We start from the raw sequence: 15,739 nt of genomic DNA on the forward strand, positions 1-15,739 counted from the left end.
AAAAAAAAGCATCCAGATGGATATGTTGTGGAGTTTTGGTTTGAGTCTGCTGATTGCCTTTATTTTTATATTGTTTTTCGCCAGTTTTATTAATCGATACGGATATGATTTTTATGTGCCGTATCTCAACCCCGCGGCATACGTCGCGGCCTTTATCTTATCTTTTTTTTTGTTGACGCGGCGCTTAGTCAAGGACCTTATCACATTGGAGGAAGGGCTTCAAATCATTTCTGAAGGCAATTTACATTATCGCGTCATTATGCATCGGGAGGACGAAATAGGGCGGGTAGCAAGCGGCATCAACTTAATGACCGAAAAATTAGAGCGGCAAATTAACAAAGAGCGTGAATTGGAAAAATCGAAAATCGATCTGATCACAGGAGTATCGCACGATTTGCGAACACCGCTCACGAGCATCATTGGTTACTTGGATTTATTGAGAACCAATTCTTTTCAGAATCGGAATGAGTACGAGCGGTTTGTGCAAAACACGTACAATAAGGCAATCCATCTAAAAAAGCTCATTGACGATTTGTTTGAATATACCCGTTTGACAAGCCGCGGTATTCAATTAAACTTGCAGCCAATCGATTTATGCGAGCTTATTAAGCAATTAACTTTTGAATTTGAACCGATTGCTAAGGATAACAAAGCAACCATTGTCACAGATTTTACTCCACACCAGGTTATTCAGCACATTGATAGCGATAAAATCGCTAGAGCAGTCGATCAATTGTTGATCAACGCTCTTAAATATAGTATAAAGCCAGGCTTAATACGAATTTCCACGAAAACAGACGAACGCAGCTTCTACATCTCCGTTGAAAATGAAGGGATTTCTATAACAAAAGAACAAGAGGAGAAAATTTTTGATCGGTTCTATAAAGTGGATGACTCTCGGCAAAGCGGGGGGATTCAAACGGGCACCGGCCTAGGTCTTTCGATAACCAAAAATATTATTGAACTTCATGGCGGAACGGTAGCGCTTTGTCATAAAGACGGTATTTTCAATTTTCAAATTAGGCTGCCTTTAAACAGCAAGAAACGACATTAATAGAACCATTGCTGCACCAGACGCGGATCGTGCGGTCACGGCAAGCGGCGGAGAGTTAAAAAACGGGTTGACAAAAAGAGGAACCAATGAGAAAATGTACGCGCGTACATAAATTCGAGACAAGATGGAATCTGCAAAAAGGAGGAGCTTGATATCGTAACCCGAAAAGAAGTGGCGGCCTTGGCCGGAGTGTCTGAAGCAACGGTTTCCCGCGTCTTAAACGGCGTCGGGCCGATGAAGGAGGAAACCCGGCAGCGGGTGCTGGAAGCGGCGGAACAGCTTAATTATCATCCGAACGCGATCGCGCAAAGCTTTGCCCGCGGGCGCAGCGGCAACCTTGGCGTCGTATTGCCTTATGTGCCCAAGGTGCACCTGTTCTCGACCTATTATTTCGCGGAAACGCTCAGCGGCATCGGCGCAAAGGCGGCGGAGAAGGGATACGACCTGCTGCTGAAATTCCGCTCGCCGGAGACGGAAAGCGACTACACAACATTGTTTCAACGCCAGAAGGTCGATGCCTGCATCATCCTGGGGGCGAGAAATACGCCGGAGGAACGGGAGTCGCTGCTGCGGCTTAAGGAAGGAGGGCTGCCCTTCTGTCTGGTGAACCAGCACTTTGAGGATGCGGAGCTCTGCGAAGTGGATGCCGACCATGTGACGGGCAGTTACAGCGCGGTTTCACACCTGCTTGCCCGGGGACACCGAAAAATCGCCTTTCTCAACGGTTCACCAGAATATTCCAACAGTGCGGACCGTCTGCTGGGATATCGTCAAGCGCTCCAAGAAGCAGGCCGGCAGCTAGAGCCGGAACTGCTGTTTGAAGGAAATTACAGCCGCTCCAGCGGCTACCGCATCGCGGAGGAGATCGTCAAGGCACAGCCGGATGCCGTATTTGCGGCCAACGACCGGATGGCCGTAGGTCTCATGCAAAGGATGCGGGAGCTGGGTATTCAGCCTGGCAAGGATATCGCCATTGCCGGTTACGACAACTCGGATGCCGCCAAAATAGCGGATCCTCCCTTGACCAGCGTAGCGGTGCCTTTTTTTGAAATGGGAGCGCTTGCGGCGGAGAAGGTGCTGTCTATGGTTCATGAGGATGGCACAGGGCTTGTTATTCGCGAAAAGTTACAGACACAACTTGTGGTTAGGCAATCTTGTTAGCTTAAGTTGATGATCCGGGAGGAGAAACTCTTATGAAGCAAGTGAATGTGGGAATGGTCGGTTATAAATTTATGGGTAAGGCGCACAGCCATGCTTACCGCGATTTGCATATGTTTTTTCCGCAGGCGGTTCGCCCGGTCATGAAGCTGATCTGCGGCCGCGATGCCGAAGGCGTAGCGCAGGCAGCGGAGCAGTTCGGCTGGGAGGGGCATGTTACCGATTGGCGCGAGATGGTCGCTCGTGACGATATCGACCTGATCGATATCAATGCACCCAGCGACGCGCACAAAGAAATCGCTTTGGCCGCGGCTAAGGCGGGCAAGCACATTTTCTGCGAGAAACCGCTTGCGCTGACGCTGCCCGACGCCCGTGAAATGCTGCAAGCTGCCGAGCAGGCCGGGATCAAGCATATGGTCGGTTTCAACTACCGGTTTGCACCGGCGGTTATGCTGGCTAAGAAGCTGATTGAAGAAGGCCGGCTTGGGCAAATTTATCATTTCCGCGCCTGGTTCCTGCAGGATTGGATTATCGATCCCGATTTCCCGCTGGTATGGCGGCTGCAGAAAGAGATCGCCGGATCGGGCTCGCATGGCGACCTGGGGGCGCATCTGATCGATCTGGCGCATTATCTGATTGGCGGCATGGACGAGGTTATCGGCATGAGCGATACGTTCATCAAGGAACGTCCGCTGCCGACAACAATGACGGGTCTCAGCGCGAAGGGCAGTAAAGACGCTCCGCGCGGGCCGGTGACGGTAGACGACGCAACGCTCTTTTTGGCGCGTTTCCAGAATGGCGCGCTGGGCAGCTTCGAGGCGACACGGTTTGCCGCAGGGCACCGCTGCACGAATTCGTTTGAAATTAACGGCAGCAAAGGCAGCGTGAAATTTGATTTTGAGAGGCTAAACGAACTTCAAGTGTACTTTACCGACGATGCGGGAGACGTGCAAGGTTTCCGCCGCGTGCTCGCCACCGATCCCGCTCATGCTTACTCCGAAGCGTGGTGGCCGCCGGGTCATACGATCGGCTACGAGCATACGTTTATCCACGAGGTTGTCGAGCTGATGCAAGCTGTGGAGCAGAACCGCCAGCCGGTGCCGAACTTCGTCGACGGCGTTCGCTGCCAAGAGGTGTTGGAGGCGGTGGATCGTTCGATCGAGCAGCGGAGTTGGGTTCGCATCGCCGGTGTGTAACGGGAGCCGGATCGTATTACGGCAAGCGGAGTCAACCACGGATTCCATCTCCGTGCCGCAACGGGCGTCTAGGCCGGCAAGATAAGCGCCGGCAGGTGAAATTGCAATCATACCAAGTACATTCATACATGGGAGCGGTGAATTATGAAAAAAGCATTGATCGTATGGGGCGGCTGGCTTGGACATCAGCCGGAGGAAGTGGCCGATATTTTTCGCGGCATTTTAGAAGAAGAACAGTTTTCCGTTCAGGTTTCGGATACGCTTGACGTATTTGCCGACGGCGACATGCTGAAATCGCTTGACCTGATTGTGCCGGTATGGACGATGGGACAAATTGAAAAACAGCTGGCGGCGAACGTTTCCGCGGCGGTACAAAGCGGTGTCGGGCTGGCCGGCTGCCACGGCGGCATGTGCGACTCCTTCCGCAACAACGTGGATTGGCAGTTTATGACCGGAGGACAGTGGGTGGCGCATCCGGGCAACGACGGGGTTGAGCATGTGATTAACATCAAGCAAAGCTCAAGCCCGCTGCTGGAGGGAATTGAAGATTTCACGGTGAGTACGGAGCAGTATTATCTGCATGTCGATCCGGCGGTCGAGGTACTGGCGACAACCCGCTTTCCGGTAGTGGAAGGGCCGCATTCGCTGAATAAAGCGGTCGATATGCCGGTCGTCTGGACCAAACGGTGGGGAGTCGGCCGGGTGTATTATTGCTCGCTGGGGCATCAAGCCAATATCGTTGAATTGCCGCAGGTCAAGCTGATGATGCGCCGCGGGGTGCTGTGGGCGGCCGAAGGCAAGAAGCGGGCAACGGAAGCCGAGACGGCGAAAGCGGCTGCGGCCGGCACAAAATACACCGGAATGGGCGACAGCAACTAATCGCCGTTTTCGAGGGGGAGAAAACCGATGAGCAAAATTAAGGTTGGCATTGTGGGCTGCGGTAAAATCAGCAGCATCTATTTTCAAAACTGCAGTAAGTTTAAGATTATGGAGGTTGTCGCCTGCGCCGATTTGGATTTGAGCCGGGCTCAAGCACAAGCGGCCGAATTTGGCATCGCCAAAGCCTATACGGTTGCCGAGCTGATGGCCGATCCGGAAATCGATCTGGTCATTAATCTGACCATCCCCGCGGCGCACGCCGAAGTGTGTCTGCAAGCGTTGGAGTCGGGTAAGCATGTTTACGTTGAGAAACCTCTTGCCGTAACAAGGGAGGAAGGCCGCCGTATTCTTGACCGCGCCGCTAGCAGCGGACGTCTTGTCGGCAGCGCCCCCGATACGTTCCTCGGCGGCGGCATTCAAACGTGCGTCAAGTTGATCCAAGACGGCTGGATCGGGACGCCGGTCGCTGCAACCGCTTTTATGTTGGGCAAGGGTCATGAGCACTGGCATCCGGACCCTGAATTTTATTACGCGCCGGGCGGCGGTCCCATGTTCGATATGGGCCCGTATTACTTGACGGCGCTGGTTGCTATGCTTGGTCCGATTCAGCGGGTGACGGGCTCGACGAAAATTACGTTCCCGGAGCGGACGATTACCAGCGAGAAAAAATACGGCCAATCGATCAAGGTCGAGACTCCGACTCATGTCGCCGGGGTGCTTGATTTCCACAATGGCGCAGTTGGCACGATCATCACCAGCTTTGACGTGTTTGGCGGCCACAATTTGCCGCGCATCGAAATTTACGGCAGCGAAGGTACCTTGAGCGTACCGGATCCAAATACGTTCGGCGGTCCGGTCATGATCCGGCGTCATAACGCGACGGAATTTTCGCCGATTCCGCTAACTCACGGTTATGCCGAAAACAGCCGCGGCGTCGGCGTGCTGGATATGGCTTACGCGCTGCAAGGCGGCCGTCCGCACCGCGCCAGCGGCGAGCTGGCGTATCATGTGCTGGAAGCGATGCACGGTTTCCATGATGCTTCCGCCGAAGGCAAACATTATGTTATGCAATCCACCTGTGCGCAGCCGGCTCCGGTGCCAATCGGGCTGATGCCGGGAACGATGGATTAAAGCGGACTAAACCTTATTGGCTGACATAAACAAGAGAGAGGTTCGGTAGCCGAACCTCTCTCTTGTTTTATAAGTGGTCATATGTGAACGACAACAATATATCTGAAGCGGCACGATCATCTTTTTGCAATGGGAACGGACTTCATCCAACATTTGTTTCATGTTATATCGTTTTACAATTTGGACATGGTTGCTTCCCACAGCGCATTGCACAACTCGGGATTTTGCATGACGCTTTTGCTTAATGTAACTTGCCATTCTCCGGATTCGAATTGCATGCTGAACATCTTGTCGTGATGCGTTAAATAACTGATCATTTGCCCGATCGTCAGCAAAGGCAGCGATTTATGCTTTTCGACTCCGTTCAAATAATAAATCATTTCTTCTTGATATTCGTTGAAGAGGATGTATTCCCCTTCTTGGGGGTTCCACAACGAACGCAAAGTTTCTTTCTGTGTGTCGCTGAGCTGCTGCAGATGATCTGCCGAAATTCGCTGATTCATAACTGATTCCTCCTTTTGAGTACGGATTGCGACTTCAAACTGTACTTGAGGAGTGGGTTTTACGGAAAAACGCAAAAAGACCCATATCTACGGGTCAATCGATGCATTCTCGAATTGTGCGTATTTGACCCATCCCATGCTGACGAGGTTAGCTGACGGGCTCGGGAAAGATGGTTCCCTACATAACAATCATGATTCGCCCCAAAATTGGTTCCCCCGCTTTCCGGCCTATGCCGAAAATTAAGCGTATATTCATCATATACCAATCACCGTAAATTCGTCAAACTGGCTGGAATTTAAATGGCATACCGGTTCCAGGAAAGACTTCAACAGAAGTTTTTTTATTTTTTGCCTATTCACACCCGCTAAAACGTTTTATGATTAGAACTGAACTAAACGGATACCTCAAAGCCATACAGGAAGCCAAAAGGAGTGGACTTTAAGATGAAGCTTGCCGTCGTGACGGATTTTGACGGAACGCTGATGCACCAGGACGTCGGCGATTATTTAATGGAGGAATTGGGCGTCACCGACTTGCCGGAAGTAAGGCAAATGAGCCGGCTTGTCCGTGAGAAGAAAATCGGATCGATGGAATGGATTAAAGTGGCTTATGCCAAGCTTGACGGTCAGAAGCAAACGGTTGATCAGCTCCTTGGCCAGGTCCATCTGCGTTCGGGAGCCGAATCGTTTCTCGATTTTTGCCAAGACCGCGACATTCCGGTTACTATTTTAAGTGACGGTATGGAATACTATGTACATTCCATCGTAAATCAACTTCAATTAAACATACAAGACATTATCGTGAATCCGATTCGTTACCGAGAGGACGGCAGTTATGAGCTAGGCTTGCAAAATGCCAACGAGGCTTGCCGCTGGTGCGGCTGCTGCAAATCCGAAGCGGTTCGCAAAATCAAGTCCGACGACTACCGGATCATTTATATAGGTGACGGCAGCAGCGATTATTTTGGCTCCAGCTTTGCCGATTGGATCTTCGCCAGGGGAAGTCTGGCGCATTATTTGGAGCAGGATGGAACGCCTTTTTATCCATTTGAGACATTTCACGATATTATGGCAGTGCTTGCGCCGGAGATTGAAAGCTTCGAACAAGGAATAGCCGACCGGAAAAGCGATAAAGCCCATCCGTTCTGCCGGTTCTCCTGAACAGTTCCACGAATAAAGAAGGAGGCCATGCGGCAATGCGTGGCCTCTTTTTGCACAGGTTAATTTACGTGGCTTTTTAATGTCGAAATCATTTCGGCGTGTAAGTTTTCCTGCGTATTTTTCCAAATGACTTCAAACAAAACACCTAATCCGGGAAGCGCGCGTTCATCTCCGTCCACCGAATCTTCAATGATTTCCGCCAATTCCTCATCCGATTTACCTTGAACGCGTTGTACGATCGCTTGCCGCAAATTTATATTCATAATGACTTTCCTCACTTCCCTTATCGTTTCGTTACTTACGTTAATATGCTCTTCTTTTGTGTCGTTCATGCTACAAATTCGGCGGATGCGGGATGGGGGCTTTTGAGAAAGTTGAGCGCCGTTATGGTATAATGTATTGAAAATGCACGCATACTTGGGCAGAAAGGCGGGAATGCAGCATGGGTATGAAAAAGCAGTTTGCCGTTATCGGCGTAGGGCGTTTCGGTTCAAGCGTGGCAGAAACGCTCAGCGGGCTCGGCAATGAAGTTTTGGCCATCGATCAAGACGAAGAGAAAACGCAGGATATTGTCAACAAGGTCACTCATGTGGTACAAGCCGACTCCACGGACGAAGATGCGATGAGGGCGCTTGGGCTGCGGAATTTTGACGTTGTTGTTGTGGCGATCGGGCAAGATATTCAGGCGAGCATACTGACCACGATTATTTTGAAAGAAATGGGCGTTCCTACCGTTATTGTAAAAGCCCAGACCGAACTTCACGGCAAGGTGCTCCGTAAAATCGGGGCGGATAAGGTAATTTTCCCGGAGCGGGACATGGGACAGCGGGTGGCGCATCATCTTGTTTCGCCGAACATCCTGGATTACATAGAACTGTCGGAAGATCACAGCATCATGGAATTAAGGGCCAGCAGGCAGATGATCGGACGCAATTTGCGGCAGCTGGATATCAGAGCCAAACATGGATGTAATGTGATCGGGATCAAAACCGGGGAGAGCATGAACATAGCGCCAAGCCCTGAGGACGTCATTAAAGAAAACGATATTCTCGTTCTTGTAGGGCGGAATAAAGATTTGCAAAAATTTGAGCTTGATTATTCGGATTAATATCGCAATTACAAGCTAGTCGGGAGTATTATAATGGACAAACTGATCGTTTCCGTGCAAAATACGCGGGTCAAGGAATGGGCGCAACTCCTCGATAAAAAAGGACGGGACAAGCAAAATAAATTTATTGTCGAAGGTGTTCATCTTGTGCAGGAGGCGTTAACTTCGGGGGCAGTCGTGGAATCTGTCGTTTATTGCGCGGACAGGGCGATTTCCCGGGAAATCGAAAACCTTTTGTCATATGACATCGAGAAAATCGGCGTTAGCGAAGAGGTTCTGGCGCGCTGTACGGATGCCAAAACGCCGCAAAATATTTTTGCCGTCGTACGCAAGCTGCATTGGAACACGGGCCACCTGAAAGGGATCGGCAACGATCTTGTCGTTGTGTTGGATGGCGTACGGGACCCGGGCAATGTAGGCACGATTATTCGCAGCGCGGATGCGGTGGGGGCCAGCGCCATCGTGTTGGGCAAGGGCACAGCCGATTTATATAATCCGAAAACCGTGCGTTCAACGATGGGTTCGATGTTTAAGCTGCCCATTGTCGAGGGCGACCTGCAAGAATTGCTGCCGCAGGCAGCCAGCGGTGGTAAGCGTATCGCTGCGGCAAGCTTGCGCGAAAGCAAAAGCTTGTATGAATATGACTTCCGCCAGCCTACTTGGCTGATCGTTGGCAACGAAGGGCAGGGCATCAATCCGCAGATTGAAGAGCTTGCTGCAGAGCGGATTTCCATTCCGATGCCTGGGGGAGCGGAGTCGCTGAATGTGGCGATGGCCACCACGGTATTATTGTTTGAGGCAATGAGGCAGAGGCGGGGCTAGCGGCCCGATGCTAATAAAGCTGTTTATCACCGTTTGGAACGTAGATTTGTCACAACTAAGATGTCCCGATGTGGCTCAAAGCCTTATAACATCGGAGAATGCGGCTGCCGACACCAATCGCCAGCCGCATTACTCTAATAGGCAGACAGGCCGGGCGGATCAATTATTTTTGCGCCTTATCCAAGTTAGACAGACGTTCATTAATTCTCCGTTTACGATACAGCATTTTTCCTGTCTCAGCTACATCCTGTAAAGTTCCCCTATTAACTATGGCACCGAACACCAAACCTGCAATCGGCACCATCTGAAATAATTTTTTCCAACCGAAATTGTCTCGATAAGTTGCCACTACTTCCCGCCACCCTTGCAGTTCGGTAATCATCTGACGATTTCGGTCTTCTTCCGTAAAGTGACCGAGTTCTTCCAATATTGTACGTTTGCCAACAAAATCGGACGAAGCGAATTGCAGAGCTTTCACAACAAACAAGCGCTCCCGTTTCTCCTGGGGATCATAACCATAACACAGGGCGATTTCCTGCAGCACTTTGAGAGAAATGCCGAGTAATGCAGGGATATCGATGACAAGAGTGAAAATTCCACCGAAGCCTGTGGCCGCTCCTTGCAATGTGGCGATCCTGGTACGGCTGCTCATAAGCGCATCGGCTGCTTGATCCATCACCGACAAAGGCAAATTGGCTACATGTTGCAGATCAAAGGGTTCATTGAGTTCACCGGGTGTCGGTTGTACTTTGAGAGCCTCGCACTCCAACTGTTCCAGTACCGAATGCTTGGAAATCAAATATTGCCCGCCGATTTGGACAAAGCTTCCCAGCTCATCAAGGGCTAGCCCTATTTTTTCTTGTACCACTTTTGGTGTAATTTTATCTAGAAGTAAAAAAGGAAGCCGTCCAAGTTTCTCCCACCACCAGAGATCTTTTTGCTCCCGCTCCCATTGAGCTATTTTCCGCAGCTCCAATTCAAGTTTTTCCTTGGTCTCATTTGACATGTATGATCGTCCTTAATTCATTCTCGTACATCAAATTTTTTAGATTGTTTGCGCATCCATAGTCCAGAGAACCAAAGCTGTCCCTTATCATATACGAAAATAAGAAAACAATGTTTCACAACGGCACCAACAGATGATGAAATACAATTATTTCTGGATAGACTGGGAACAGCTTTAAGCGATAGTAAATGAAAGAACCCTCCGGATATGGAGAGTTCTTTTTGAGTAATCAATGTACAAGGAAAAATCCCCGCAAAAAAAGCGACGATCGCAACTTTTAACACCTCAATTTAATTTCCTTTGAAAACAGGCTGCCTTTTTTCTTTAAAAGCGGCTACCCCTTCTTTATGGTCTTCGGTCTCCTTGATGATGGCATAATGGGAAGACATCAGATCCAGTGCCGGTTCCAGCTCCATCGTTCTGGCGTAACGTACGGCTCTTTTGGTCATTCTTATCGCGATTTGCGGTCCTTCGGCAATTTGTGCCGCTAACTTCATCGTTTGTTCCATAAATTGTTCTTGCGGATACACGTGATTCACTAAGCCCAATTGCAAAGCTTCTTCCGAAGTAATAAATTTACCTGTCCACAGCAATTCAAGAGCTTTGGCTTCACCGATGATTTGCGGCAAGAAAAACGCCCCGCCGTCTCCAGGAACAAGTCCCACCTTAACGTAACCTTCACTTACCTTGGAATCGCTTACCATTGTGCGCATGTCGCACATCAACGCCATATCCAGACCCGCGCCTACTGCAGGCCCATTAATCGCAGCTATGACTGGTTTGTCGATTGCTTTTAAAGTAAGAGGTACGCGATGAATATGTTCCCAAAGCTTATTTTTGTTATCAAGCGGGGTTTGAATCGGTCTCATTCCATCGACATCGCCGCCTGAGCAAAAAGCGCTCCCAGCGCCGGTGACAACAATAACATGCACTTGATCGTTATGTTGAGCATCTTGGAGCGCTTGGACCCACGCTGTGATCATTTCACGGTTAAATGCATTTTTTTTCTCAGGGCGATTCAACGTAATGATCTGAACATGGTTTTCTATACTTGTTAAAATAGGTGAGGCCATCTGAGAATCTCTCCTTGTAATATGAGTTTAGTTCATGTCCGCATATTAACATTTACTTTACTACTTTGGAGTTGGATAGGGGAATTAGTATTATGCTGACTAATCGTTAACCAAAAGTTCACTTAGGGAATGGGTTAAACGTAAAAAGGCCGCTCCCTTATGGTCAATCCCCCATTTAGCGGACATTGAAAAGGCCCGATGCTCCAACCTACTTGTCAGCAGACAGGCAATCCGGATTTATTCTTTCTGCTTATTATCTGGCGGGATGGCAGCTGTCCATCGAATAAACGAGTTCGGAGAGATTGGAGAAGCTCGGACGAGTTAATGAAAATTGCCGATAACAAATGACGTTGTTGATACGTGGAACGTGACTGGACTGATCACCCACAACGATCAGTCCAGTTATGTTTTATGCGCTTACAACACTTTATGTTCTCAGACTTATAAAAGCTTTAATCGTCACTCTCTTCCTTGCGGATACAGGTCATGGACGACTTTAAGAAATTCCTTGACGATCTGCGAAGGCGATTCGCGATGGAGGATGACTGCCATGGGCACGATATCGGTTTCGAGCGGGATGGTGATCAGAGGCTGCAAAGAATTGACGAAATAAGCTTTGGAGATGAAGACGCCATTGTTATAGCAGATATTGATAATGTTCGTCAGGTCGTTGCCTGTGAAGGTCTCCAGCGTCAGGTCATGACAGCATTCGTTCAGCTGCGACGCAAGCTCGATGTTATTCTTCAGAATGCCGACGTGGTTGCCGGACAGCTCCTCCGGCCGGATCGTCTTGTTCCCGGCCAGCGGGTGGCTGGCCGCAACGAGGCATTTGTACGGCATAGGGAAGAGCTTCGTGTATTTAATTCCGGAGTTCTCAAGCTCAGGGTGGTAGATGGATTCGCCCACGTCTGCGCGGTTGTACAGGATATCCTCTACAAAGTGGTTGCTCGTCTGCAAGATCACCTGCTGCTTAATATAAGGGAATCTGCGCGAGAACTCGTTAAACGTGTTTTCGAGCAGCAGACGAGGCTGAAACGGGTTTAAGATGCGGATGGTCTGATTTTTAAAAGCGAGCTCTCTGCATCGCTGGGTGACCGAGTCCATCTCGCCGAGTATTTTCCTGGCTCCACGACAAAATTCTTCGCCGGCCGGGGTTAGCGTGATACCATGACGCGTGCGCTTGAGCAGGGAGAAGCCGACCTCATTCTCGAGGGAGTCAATCTGCTTCTTAAGCGCTTGCTTGGATATAAACAGGGCTTCCTCCGCCTTGCTGAAGCTGCCGCATTCCACTGCTTTGAGCAGTGTTCTAAGTTGCCGATCGTTCATAGATCACCATTCCAATTGTCAACTTTTAGTTAACAACAAATTAGCATAAAGCTAATTCCACTGTCAAGTTCGAGGCGGTAAGATTACACAACGGATAGAAATGAAGCCTTTTTTGGTTGTAAACCTTTAGTTAACATTGTGTAAGCATAAAGCTAATTCCGCTGTTAAACCCGAGGGTATAAAGTAATGAATGAATAGAAACTTCTTGACTACTCCATTTTTGTTTTTCGCATAACGTCATTACTCCCTGACAATTCCTGGAACATTACACATTGCGATACCGATTATTTGCTCGCATGGTTACAATCTGCATATTTTTTGTCGAAATTTGCAAAAAAATCCGTTTTTCTCATTCGAACCAAAATGATAGCGCTGTCATATGACTGGCAAGAGCTCCCTAATATAGCAGCATACAAATGGAGAGGTCGAAGGAGATTGAAAGATCGGGATATTACGGTAAAGGAGGGGATATATTCATACGTGTTAAAAATGACAGTGCTGTCAACGGTGTGATATGAGTTGCTGAGAACCACGGCTTGCAAATTAGGGGGGCAAAGGCAATTTCGGCAACATCAGAGGGGAGAGGAAGCGAGGCAATATCCCGTTGCTTGGAATTCCGCAATTTCTGGTTAAACCGTTATTCCGTATCGTTGGAACTAGATTAGGTATAGGAGGAAAACAGGGAATGAAAACTTTTCGATTTAAGGCTTTAGCTATGATGGTCATTGCAAGTATGGCAGTAGTTGGGTGCAGTGAAACGACCAAACCTGCACCGGCGTCCACGGGGACACCTACAGGTTCTTCGACCTCGGCGCCGACGTCGGCTGCTTCTAAGGGTCCGCAAAAATTAGCCATTTTGGTTCCCAATTTGCCGCCCGTTTTCGGCAACTTTAAAGAGCCTAGCTTTCAGCCAGGCGTGACTCAGCATGTTTTTCCAGCTGTCGAGACGCTGGTGGGCATGACCAAGGAAGGACCTGCGCCGACGAAGCTGGCCACTAGCTGGGAGATTGCCCCGGACGGCAAGTCGATTACATTCAAACTCCGGCAAGGTGTCAAGTTCCATGATGGCAGCGATTTCAATGCGGATGCCGTCAAGTGGAATATTGAAACGATTAAGGATAAGAAAGATGAATTGAAGATTATCACTTCGATTGATGTGGTTGACCCCTATACGGTAAAGTTTAACCTTTCGGAATACAGTAACACCTTGCTGTACCACCTTGCTTGGTATGATGGCTGCATCATTTCGGTTAAATCCTACAAGGGGCAGACTCCGGAGTATATCGCCAGTCACTTGATTGGTACAGGTCCTTATCAGGTCGAAAGCTACACCAAGGACACGAAGGTCGTGTTCAAGAAATTCGCCGATTATTGGGATAAGGGCAAGCCGGCGCTGGACACGCTTGAACTCGACTTGGTTAAAGACGACAATACCGCGAAGAACGCGCTTTTAAGCGGTCAGGCTCAAGTATGGGATTATGTTCCGCCTAAGGAAGTAGAAAACTTCAAGAAACAGGGCTATGGCGTCAATGTCACCCCGGGGCTGATCAGAATAGGCTACCCGGATAGCGCCAATGCCGATTCTCCTTTCGCTAAAAAAGAAGTGCGCTACGCAATAGAGTATGCTGTCGACAAGAAAGCAATAGCTGACGCTTTTGGCGGCGGCACATTTACGGTTCCGCAGGCGCCTGCCGCTCCGAACACTCACATTGGAGCTTCCGCCGTTACGGAAGGCCGCAGCTACAATCCGGCCAAAGCCAAAGAGCTGCTGGCACAAGCCGGCTACCCTCAAGGTTTCAAAACGAGTATTTTTAGCCAGGCCGCTACGAACCCGGAATTGCTGACTGCACTTCAAGGTTATTACAAAGCTGTGGGCATCGATGCTCAGATTCAAATTGTAGACGCTGCCAAAATGAGCTCGCTTCGAGTTGAGGGCTGGAAGAACGGCATTCTCATTCAAGGTCTGTCCACCTCCAACGCGAACTACATCCAGGCGCTGCAAACGGACGGTCCTAGCCCTTCGAAAGCGAAAAGTGCGCTTGTTACCCCAGAGTACTCAGCTCTGCTGAAGAAAGCTGCCCAAGCAACGACTCCGGCTGCTCAGAAAGAACTGAGCGAGCAGATGGTGAAGTTGACGTTTGATGAAGCTGTAATCAGCCCGATCACCGTTGAATCGCGCGTCGCTGTGTACGCCCCATCCGTTCAAAATCTTGATTTGTCCGCCTTCTCGATCTGGTTCTGGAATCCGGGCAACATTACGTTGAAGTAGTTTTAGTAAGCCGTTCTGGAGTCCCATCCGTTAGGGGCTCCGGAACATTATTGTTAAAGTTAAACAGCTGATACAGGAGGCAGACATGACAACTTTCATCATTCGCAGGTTGCTGGAATCACTGGTTACTCTGTTATTGGTCAGTATGATTATATTTCTGGCCATTCGACTATTGCCCGGTGACCCTATTCAGACAGTTATTGCCCAGAGCGATCTCTCGGGAATGAGCGCGGAAAAAATCGCCGAGCTTCGCCATCAATACGGTCTGGACAAGCCGATATACCTGCAGTACGTTGACTGGCTCGGAGGCGTCTTACACGGTGACTTGGGAACTTCTATCTTTACGAATACCCCAGTCGCAGATGAGATTTTTCGTCGTTTACCTATTACCTTTACAGTAGGCATTTGGGCGATCCTGCTGGGCACCGTAGTCGGAATTCCGCTTGGAGTGATCAGCGCCAACAGGCGCGGTAAGAAGATCGATCATCTGATTGTCTTTCTGACTAACATCGGTATTACCGTCCCCGTCTTCTGGCTTGGTTTAATTCTGATGCTCGTGTTCGGTCTTTATCTAAGATGGGTGCCGGTTATGGGATATACCTCTCCCTTCGAGGATTTGGTTATGCACTTACGTCAGCTTGCCATGCCGGTCATTTGTTTGGCCATCTATCCAATGGCAGCCGCAGCTCGCCAGACCCGCTCCAGTATGCTGGAAGTGCTGCATCAGGATTATGTGCGCACCGCCAGGGCCAAGGGTCTGAAGGAGAATGTCGTCATCTACAAGCACGCCTTGAAAAATGGCCTCATTCCCGTTATTACCACGATCGGGCTCAGCATTCCTGTAACCGTAGGCGGATCGACAGTTATTGAAACCGTATTTAATATCCCAGGAATGGGCCGTCTGGCCGTAAATGCTGTACAGAGCCAGGACTATGCCTATGTGCAGGGAATCATCTTGATCATCGCGTTAATGGTGCTATTGACCAATCTGTTGGTAGACCTTGCTTATGGTTGGGCCGACCCGCGAATTCGCTATCGTTAAGGAGGAGAAAG

16 protein-coding genes and 1 riboswitch are annotated in these 15,739 nt (G+C 49.5%); of the genes, 10 read left to right on the forward strand and 6 right to left on the reverse strand.

Annotated features, from left to right (window positions below; all coding sequences use genetic code 11):
- Positions 1-16: 16 nt before the first annotated feature.
- The 5 genes from EYB31_RS20050 to EYB31_RS20070 all read left to right on the forward strand — a co-directional run bounded on the left by EYB31_RS20050 (position 17) and on the right by EYB31_RS20070 (position 5,418).
- Positions 17-1,054 carry a sensor histidine kinase gene (locus EYB31_RS20050; protein WP_131015194.1) on the forward strand — a complete coding sequence of 346 codons (1,038 nt, stop codon included), beginning with the start codon at positions 17-19 and terminating at the stop codon, positions 1,052-1,054.
- A 153-nt stretch (positions 1,055-1,207) separates the two neighbouring features.
- A complete protein-coding gene (locus EYB31_RS20055; RefSeq protein WP_131015195.1) occupies positions 1,208-2,215 on the forward strand; it encodes a LacI family DNA-binding transcriptional regulator in 1,008 nt (335 codons plus the stop codon).
- Between the two features lie 32 nt (positions 2,216-2,247).
- Positions 2,248-3,408 carry a Gfo/Idh/MocA family protein gene (locus tag EYB31_RS20060; RefSeq protein WP_131015196.1) on the forward strand — a complete coding sequence of 387 codons (1,161 nt, stop codon included), beginning with the start codon at positions 2,248-2,250 and terminating at the stop codon, positions 3,406-3,408.
- Positions 3,409-3,552: 144 nt separating this feature from the next.
- The gene (locus EYB31_RS20065) at positions 3,553-4,287 is read left to right on the forward strand and encodes a ThuA domain-containing protein (RefSeq protein ID WP_131015197.1); all 735 of its coding nucleotides are present in this window, start codon (positions 3,553-3,555) and stop codon (positions 4,285-4,287) included.
- Positions 4,288-4,314: 27 nt separating this feature from the next.
- Entirely contained in the window at positions 4,315-5,418 is a 1,104-nt protein-coding gene (locus EYB31_RS20070; protein WP_131015198.1) for a Gfo/Idh/MocA family protein, read from the forward strand.
- Between the two features lie 173 nt (positions 5,419-5,591).
- On the opposite strand, the gene EYB31_RS20075 is transcribed toward EYB31_RS20070, so the two are convergent.
- Positions 5,592-5,921 carry a hypothetical protein gene (locus EYB31_RS20075; RefSeq protein ID WP_131015199.1) on the reverse strand — a complete coding sequence of 110 codons (330 nt, stop codon included), beginning with the start codon at positions 5,919-5,921 and terminating at the stop codon, positions 5,592-5,594.
- A 121-nt stretch (positions 5,922-6,042) separates the two neighbouring features.
- Positions 6,043-6,178: riboswitch (cyclic di-AMP (ydaO/yuaA leader) on the reverse strand.
- A 187-nt stretch (positions 6,179-6,365) separates the two neighbouring features.
- Here EYB31_RS20075 and EYB31_RS20080 point away from each other — a divergent pair.
- Positions 6,366-7,082, forward strand: a complete 717-nt coding sequence (locus tag EYB31_RS20080; protein ID WP_131015200.1) for an MtnX-like HAD-IB family phosphatase — start codon at positions 6,366-6,368, stop codon at positions 7,080-7,082.
- A 59-nt stretch (positions 7,083-7,141) separates the two neighbouring features.
- Here the strand turns inward: EYB31_RS20080 and sspI are convergent, their stop codons facing one another.
- Positions 7,142-7,414, reverse strand: a complete 273-nt coding sequence (sspI, locus tag EYB31_RS20085) for a small acid-soluble spore protein SspI (protein WP_420819457.1) — start codon at positions 7,412-7,414, stop codon at positions 7,142-7,144.
- 116 nt (positions 7,415-7,530) lie between these two features.
- Between sspI and EYB31_RS20090 the strand changes: the two genes are divergently transcribed.
- Both EYB31_RS20090 and EYB31_RS20095 read left to right on the forward strand, forming a co-directional pair.
- Positions 7,531-8,190 (forward strand): potassium channel family protein, encoded by a 660-nt coding sequence (locus tag EYB31_RS20090; protein WP_131015303.1) that lies wholly within the window; start codon positions 7,531-7,533, stop codon positions 8,188-8,190.
- Between the two features lie 33 nt (positions 8,191-8,223).
- A complete protein-coding gene (locus tag EYB31_RS20095; protein ID WP_131015201.1) occupies positions 8,224-9,012 on the forward strand; it encodes a TrmH family RNA methyltransferase in 789 nt (262 codons plus the stop codon).
- A gap of 163 nt (positions 9,013-9,175) precedes the next feature.
- Here EYB31_RS20095 and EYB31_RS20100 read toward each other — a convergent pair whose 3' ends face one another.
- From EYB31_RS20100 to EYB31_RS20115, 4 genes are all read right to left on the reverse strand, one after another.
- The gene (locus tag EYB31_RS20100; protein WP_131015202.1) at positions 9,176-10,018 is read right to left on the reverse strand and encodes an EcsC family protein; all 843 of its coding nucleotides are present in this window, start codon (positions 10,016-10,018) and stop codon (positions 9,176-9,178) included.
- A 17-nt stretch (positions 10,019-10,035) separates the two neighbouring features.
- Complete coding sequence (locus tag EYB31_RS20105; protein WP_131015203.1) at positions 10,036-10,302, reverse strand: hypothetical protein; 267 nt, start codon at positions 10,300-10,302, stop codon at positions 10,036-10,038.
- Between the two features lie 6 nt (positions 10,303-10,308).
- Positions 10,309-11,091 carry an enoyl-CoA hydratase/isomerase family protein gene (locus EYB31_RS20110; protein WP_131015204.1) on the reverse strand — a complete coding sequence of 261 codons (783 nt, stop codon included), beginning with the start codon at positions 11,089-11,091 and terminating at the stop codon, positions 10,309-10,311.
- Positions 11,092-11,550: 459 nt separating this feature from the next.
- Positions 11,551-12,417, reverse strand: a complete 867-nt coding sequence (locus tag EYB31_RS20115; RefSeq protein ID WP_131015205.1) for a LysR family transcriptional regulator — start codon at positions 12,415-12,417, stop codon at positions 11,551-11,553.
- Between the two features lie 685 nt (positions 12,418-13,102).
- On the opposite strand from EYB31_RS20115, the gene EYB31_RS20120 reads away from it, so the two are divergent.
- Both EYB31_RS20120 and EYB31_RS20125 read left to right on the forward strand, forming a co-directional pair.
- Positions 13,103-14,686, forward strand: a complete 1,584-nt coding sequence (locus tag EYB31_RS20120) for an ABC transporter substrate-binding protein (protein ID WP_131015206.1) — start codon at positions 13,103-13,105, stop codon at positions 14,684-14,686.
- A gap of 85 nt (positions 14,687-14,771) precedes the next feature.
- Entirely contained in the window at positions 14,772-15,728 is a 957-nt protein-coding gene (locus EYB31_RS20125; RefSeq protein ID WP_131015207.1) for an ABC transporter permease, read from the forward strand.
- Positions 15,729-15,739 lie beyond the last annotated feature (11 nt).

Source organism: Paenibacillus thalictri (assembly GCF_004307995.1).
GTDB classification, from domain to species: Bacteria; Bacillota; Bacilli; order Paenibacillales; family NBRC-103111; genus Paenibacillus_AF; species Paenibacillus_AF thalictri.